Origin of the sequence: Arthrobacter sp. AB6 (genome assembly GCF_031844545.1) — a bacterium.
Taxonomy (GTDB): domain Bacteria; phylum Actinomycetota; class Actinomycetes; order Actinomycetales; family Micrococcaceae; genus Arthrobacter.
Genome location: NZ_JAUZVL010000048.1, coordinates 1 through 1,466, shown reverse-complemented (window position 1 = coordinate 1,466; position 1,466 = coordinate 1). Strand labels below are relative to the sequence as shown.

Genomic DNA, 1,466 nt, shown 5'->3' with positions numbered 1-1,466 from the left:
GGGTTGGCGATGACGGGGGAGAGGCCGGTGTAGCCTTCGCGGGTTTCGGCGATTTCGCGGATGCGGGTGCGGCAGGCGTACCAGCCGACGACCATCAGGACCGAGGCGATGGCGGTGACGAGCATGGTGAGGGGGGAGTCGATGAAGACCATTACCAGTACGCCCGCCAGGAAGAGCAGGGACAGGTAGCCGGTGTAGGGGGCGCCGATCATGCGGAAGGAGGGGCGTTCGAGCCAGCCTTTGTCGGCCCAGCGTTTGAGCTGGATCTGGCAGAGGACGATCGTTGCCCAGGTCATGATGATGCCTACGGAGGCGACGTTCAGGACGATTTCGAAGGCCTGGGCCGGGACGAGGTAGTTCAGGGGGACGCCCAGGAGGGAGACTCCGGCGGTGATGGCGATGCCGCCGTAGGGGACGCCTGCTTTGTTCATGCGGGAGGCGAATTTGGGGGCGGAGCCGTTGACGGACATGGAGCGCAGGATGCGGCCGGTGGAGTAGAGGCCTGCGTTGAGGGAGGACAGGGCGGCGGTGAGGACGACGAGGTTCATGATGACGTCCACGCCCTGGATGCCGATGGAGCCGAAGAACGTCACGAAGGGGCTGACGCCCTTTTCGTAGGAGGTGTAGGGCAGCAGCAGGGCCAGGAGGATGACGGAGCCGACGTAGAACACGGCGATGCGGAAGACCACGGAGTTGATGGCCTTGGGCATGATCTTCTCGGGGTTCTCGGTTTCGCCGGCGGCGGTGCCGACCAGTTCGATTGAGGCGTAGGCGAACAGGACGCCCTGCATGAGGATGATCATGGGGAGCAGGCCGTTGGGGAAGACGCCGCCGTTGTCCGAGAGGAGGCTCAGGCCGACCTGCTGGCCGTCAACGGGGGTGCCGAAGATGACGAAGTAGGTGCCGGCGATGAGGAAGAGGACCAGGGCGGCGACCTTGATCAGGGCGAACCAGAATTCCATTTCGCCGAAGACCTTCACCGAGACGAGGTTCAGGCAAAGGACCACCACGAGGGCGATCAGTGCCCAGGCCCATTGGGGGACTGCCGCCATCCAGGGGATGTAGTTGCCGAAGAAGTTCATGTAGAGGGCCGCGGCGGTGATGTCCACGATGGTGGTGGTGGCCCAGTTGATCCAGTAGAACCAGCCCGACACGAACGCGGCCTTCTCGCCGAAGAATTCACGGGCGTAGGAAACAAAGGAGCCCGAGGACGGGCGGTGCAGCACCAGTTCGCCCAGGGCGCGCAGGATCAGGAACGCGAAGAACCCGCAGACGGCGTAGGCGATGACCAGGGACGGGCCCGCGGCGTTGAGCCGGCCGCCCGCGCCGAGGAACAGGCCGGTGCCGATCGCACCGCCGATCGCGATCATCTGGATCTGCCGGGGCTTCAAATTCTTGTGGTAGCCCTTGTCCTCGGCGTGCAGGGCGGTTTCGGAGGCGTGGGCGTGCCCGCCGTCGATGATGTG

At 64.9% G+C, this 1,466-nt stretch carries 1 protein-coding gene; it reads right to left on the bottom strand.

From position 1 onward, the window contains the following. A partial coding sequence (locus Q9R30_RS19235; protein WP_311218588.1) for an amino acid permease occupies positions 1 to 1,463 on the bottom strand: 1,463 nt, incomplete at its 3' end. Positions 1,464 to 1,466 lie beyond the last annotated feature (3 nt).